Annotated in this window: 3 protein-coding genes; 2 read left to right on the forward strand and 1 reads right to left on the reverse strand. The window is 73.8% G+C overall.

The features are described from left to right. Window positions 1-155 precede the first annotated feature (155 nt). Entirely contained in the window at window positions 156-770 is a 615-nt protein-coding gene (locus VGR37_14995; GenBank protein HEV2148709.1) for a hypothetical protein, read from the reverse strand. Between the two features lie 227 nt (window positions 771-997). On the opposite strand from VGR37_14995, the gene gnd reads away from it, so the two are divergent. Next, a complete protein-coding gene (gnd, locus tag VGR37_15000; protein HEV2148710.1) occupies window positions 998-1,924 on the forward strand; it encodes a decarboxylating 6-phosphogluconate dehydrogenase in 927 nt (308 codons plus the stop codon). Continuing rightward, window positions 1,921-3,471, forward strand: a complete 1,551-nt coding sequence (zwf, locus tag VGR37_15005) for a glucose-6-phosphate dehydrogenase (GenBank protein HEV2148711.1) — start codon at window positions 1,921-1,923, stop codon at window positions 3,469-3,471. Before gnd ends, zwf begins: the two co-directional genes overlap by 4 nt. The last annotated feature ends 63 nt before the right edge of the window (window positions 3,472-3,534 follow it).

Below are 3,534 nucleotides of genomic sequence, written 5' to 3' on the forward strand. Positions count from 1 at the left end.
GAGCACGCCCGGGCGGCGCACGCGCTGTACCCGAGCGCGGCGGCGGCGCGGAGGCTGGCGCGCCGCTGCGACTAGCCACGCGGGCGGAGACGGGAAAGCCGAAGGGCGGCCGGACCACCGGGCCGCCCTTCGGCGCGTTCAGCGGTCGGGTCGGGTCAGGCGCCCCAGTCGCCGAACCCGGCGCCCCACTCCGTCTCGTCGATGAAGCGGTCGCGGTTGCGGTCCCAGACGCCGAAGGCGCCCTCGCCGAACTCGTTCTCCTCCAGCAGGTTGTTGGCGTTCCGATCCCACCTGCGGAAGACCCCGGTGCGGTTGAACCCCTCGCCCAGCTCGCCCGCGTCCAGGAAGGTGTCCCGGTTGGCGTCCCACTCCGCGAACGTGCCGGCGTTCTCGCCCTCTCCGAACCAGCCGCGCGTCCCCTCGGTCCACTCCGCCTCGGTGACCCGGTTGTCGTTGTCCCGGTCCCAGATGCCGAGGGCGCCGGTGCCGAACTCGTTGGCGTCGATCCCCTCCGTGTCGCCCGCCCAGCGCTTGTAGATGCCGCCGCGGTTGATCCAGCCGCCGAACTCGTTGGAGGCCAGCCGCGTGTCGCGGTCCGTGTCCCACTCGCCCAGCCCGCCCGCGGCCACGCCGGCCTCCGCCGCGGGCGCTTCCGCCGCGATGGGGGCGTCCACCCCCTCCTCGCCGACCTCGGCCTCCTCGCCACCGCAGGCGGCGAGTACGACGGCCGCCGCGAGCGCGGGGAAGAGCAACGTCCGGATTCTGCGCATCGTTCTCTCCTTGCTGCGGTTCTCCGGTGGGCGGGCCCGCCGGGTGGGCCGGTCCATACCCGGAATGCCGGACGCCCCGGTCCGGTGCTGGACGGGGCTGTCCGGGGCGCTGGCGAGGTGCAAGGGTGGTGCCGCGGAGTCGGGGGTGGGGCGGCGCAACCCGGAACCCAACTTGCATCACCGCCGCATCCGGTTCGCGGGGATCCGTCATGGACGCGGAGGGGGGCATGCAGATCGGGATGGTGGGGCTCGGGAAGATGGGCGGGAACATGGTCACCCGGCTCCTGCGCGGGGGGCACGAGGTGGTCGTCTTCGACCTCGACCCGGAGCTGACGCAGCGGGTGGGATCGGCCGAGGGCGCCACGCCGGTGGGGTCGCTCTCCGAGATGGTGGGGGTGCTCCGGGCGCCGCGCGTGGTGTGGGTGATGGTCCCCGCCGGCGAGCCCACCGAGCAGACGCTGCGGAGCCTGGCCGCCGAGATGTTCGAGGGCGACGTGCTGATCGACGGCGGAAACTCCAACTTCCACGACACCCGGCGCCGCTCCCGGCAGCTCGGGGAGATGGGGATCCGCCTGGTGGACGCCGGCACCAGCGGCGGGGTGTGGGGGCTGGAGGTGGGCTACTGCCTCATGGTGGGCGGCGAGCCGGAGGCGGTGCGCCTCTGCGAGGGCGCGTTCCGCACGCTGGCGCCGCCGGACGGGTACCTGCACGTGGGGCCCAGCGGGGCGGGGCACTTCGTCAAGATGGTGCACAACGGGATCGAGTACGGGCTCCTCCAGGCGTACGCCGAGGGGTTCGAGATCATGCACGCCTCCGACTACCCGCTCGACCTGCGCGCCATCGCCGGGCTCTGGAACCAGGGGAGCGTGGTGCGCTCCTGGCTCCTGGAGCTGCTGGAGCGCGCCTACGCCGCCGAGGGGCCGGAGCTGGAGCGCATCCGCGGCTGGGTGGCCGACTCCGGCGAAGGGCGCTGGACGGTGGAGACCGCGCTGGACCTGGACGTCCCCGCCCCCGTCATCACGCTGTCCCTGCTCTCCCGCTTCCGCTCGCGGCAGGAGGAGTCGTACTCCGCGCAGGTCATCGCCGCGCTCCGCAACCAGTTCGGCGGGCACGCGGTGAAGGAGGCCAAGCCGGAGGATCCCGTCCCCGGATGATCGCTCCCCCGTCCATCCCCGCCGCCGCGGCCGCGGTGGCGCCGGGCGCTCCGCTCGGCGAGCGGATGCGCTCCGCCCGCACGCCGGAGCCGCTGGCGATGGTGATCTTCGGCGCGACCGGCGACCTCACCCGGCGCAAGCTGGTGCCCGCGCTCTACCGGCTCGCCCGGGAGCGGCTCCTCCCCGATTCCTTCGCCGTGGTGGGGATCGCGCGCGACGAGCTCTCCGCGGACGAGTTCCGCGAGCGGATGCGGGCGGCGGTCGAGGAGTTCGACGAAGCGCCCGAGCCCGCGGAGTGGGAGCGCTTCGCGGAGCGCCTCTCGTACCTGTCGGGCGAGTTCGCGCGGCCGGAGTGCTTCCTCGCCCTGTCGAGGCGCCTGGGGGAGCTGGACCGGGAGCGGGGTACGGCCGGGAACCGGCTCTACTACCTGGCGGTCCCGCCGGGGATCGTGGACGACATCGCCGCCCACCTGGGGGAGGCGGGGCTCGTCTGCGACCCCGAGTCGCCGTGCTGGTCGCGCGTGATCGTGGAAAAGCCCTTCGGGCGCGACCTGGCGAGCGCGCGGGCGCTGAACGAGGTCCTGCTGCGGTCCTTCGACGAGCGGCAGGTCTACCGGATCGACCACTACCTCGGCAAGGAGACGGTGCAGAACCTGCTCGTCTTCCGCTTCGCCAACGTGATCTGGGAGCCGGTCTGGAACCGGAACTACATCGACAACGTCCAGATCACCGTGTCCGAGACGGTGGGGGTGGAGCTGCGGGCCGGCTACTACGAGCGCTCCGGCGCGCTCCGCGACATGGTGCAGAGCCACCTGCTGCAGCTCCTGATGGTGGTGGCGATGGAGCCCCCCGCCTCGTACGACGCGGAGTCCATCCGGAGCGAGAAGGTGAAGGTGCTGCGCGGCGTGCGCCCGGTCTCCCCGGGCGACGCGGTGCGCGGCCAGTACGCCGCCGGGGTGGTGGCGGGCGCCGCGGTGAGCGGCTACCGGGAGGAGCGGGGCGTGGCCCCGGACTCCCGCACGGACACCTTCGCGGCGCTCCGCCTCTGCGTGGAGAACTGGCGCTGGGCGGGGGTGCCCTTCTACCTGCGCACCGGGAAGCGGCTCCCCGAAAAGGCCACGGAGATCACCGTCCAGTTCCGCCCGGCCCCGCATCCGATCCTGGACACCGTGCAGGGGGACTGCCCGGCGCCCAACCAGCTCGTGCTGCGCATCCAGCCGCAGGAGGGGATCTCGCTCTTCTTCGAGGCCAAGGTCCCGGGCCTGGCCGGCCCGCTCCACCCGGTGAGCATGGACTTCGACTACCAGACCGCCTTCACCGGCATCTCCCCGGAGGCGTACGAGCGGCTCCTGCTGGACGCCATGCTCGGAGACCCGACGCTGTTCGCGCGGCGCGACGAGGCGGAGGCGGCCTGGGCCCTCGTGGACCCGGTGCTGGAGGCGTGGGAGAGCGGCGGGGCTCCCGAGCCCTACCCCGCCGGGAGCTGGGGCCCGCCCGGGGCGGAGCGCCTCCTCGCCGCGGCGGGGCGGGAGTGGCGCAACGCCTGAGGACGCGGTGACGGAGTGCACGGCGGTGGAGCTCCCCGGCCGGGGGCGGGCGCGGGTCTGCCC

The sequence above is a fragment of the Longimicrobiaceae bacterium genome (assembly GCA_035936415.1).
In the GTDB taxonomy this organism is placed as follows: Bacteria; Gemmatimonadota; Gemmatimonadetes; order Longimicrobiales; family Longimicrobiaceae; genus JAFAYN01.